Origin of the sequence: Okeania sp. SIO2F5, from assembly GCF_010692685.1 — a bacterium.
GTDB classification, from domain to species: Bacteria; Cyanobacteriota; Cyanobacteriia; order Cyanobacteriales; family Microcoleaceae; genus Okeania; species Okeania hirsuta.
In genome coordinates this window covers 1-1,105 of sequence record NZ_JAAHGU010000326.1, presented here as the reverse complement: position 1 = coordinate 1,105, position 1,105 = coordinate 1, and the positions used below count along the sequence as shown (strand labels likewise).

Annotated in this window: 1 protein-coding gene; it reads left to right on the top strand. The window is 38.4% G+C overall.

The window, feature by feature from the left end:
- Positions 1-165 precede the first annotated feature (165 nt).
- Complete coding sequence (locus F6K27_RS33350; protein ID WP_287280980.1) at positions 166-1,035, top strand: transposase; 870 nt, start codon at positions 166-168, stop codon at positions 1,033-1,035.
- Positions 1,036-1,105 lie beyond the last annotated feature (70 nt).

Here is a 1,105-nt window from a genome sequence, read left to right as displayed (position 1 = left end):
TTGAGAAATCAGTTCGTCGCAAGTATACAAGCAAGGATTTTCATCATGTTGAAATTGGTTCAATGTGGATTAATCAAACTATTAGGAATACTTGTGCTCAAACCAAGGTGAAAAAGTTTAAACGTTTGCCAATAGAAGTCAATAACCAAGGATATAGGGTTAGTCGTGGCTGGTGATTTATTTACAGTTTCTCTGAGTCTATATCGAGGCCAGAGAAAACGAATACCTTTAACAGTTCATTCAGCTTCACACGAAGATACTCTAGACAAAATTGTTAATGGAGAGGCTTTCTTAGGTTCTCTGAAAATATCAAAATCTCGAAAAGGTATTTGGTATGCACTAATCTCGGTATCTATGGATGTTCCGGAGCCTGGATTAGTTAATGGTTGGATCGGAGTTGATAGAGGACAAAATAATATTGCAGTTGCAGCATTGCCTCATAGCTTTGGTAAATTTTGGAGTGGAAAGCAAGTAAAAAGTTTAAGGCGTAAATTTCAATTATTACGCAGACAACTTCAGGAAGCTAAGAAACTGAAAAAAATCAAGGACATCGAAAGGCGTGAGCGCAGAATTATGACTCACATCAATCATGTAATTTCTAAACAGTTAGTAGAATTTGCCCAAGACTATCAGATGGGTTTACGGTTTGAGGATTTGTCGGGTATCAGACAAAGCTCACTTCAACGGCAGAAAACCAAGTCAGATGCTAGTAAAAACCGAGACCATTGGGCTTTTTATCAGTTAGAGTTATTTACTAGGTATAAAGCGATATTTGCAGGTGTACCAGTAGAGTCTGTACCAGCAGCATACACCAGTAAATCAGATCATCGTCATGGTGTAATAGGTAAAAGAGTTAAACATACTTTTACAGGTGTTGATGGTTACACTTGCAATGCTGATTGGAATGCCTCACAAAATATTGGTCAATGGTTAGGTAAATCATGTCCTTTGAGTCTTCAGAAAGCTGTATCTGTAATGGGTATGGATGATTCAAAGGTAGGGGTCAATGACAGTCCCTCAACTGATGAGAAGTAAAAACAGGTGGATTTATCCCCTGTTTTAACTACCGTCAGAATCCACGCGGATTTATCCCGTGGAGTGTCAA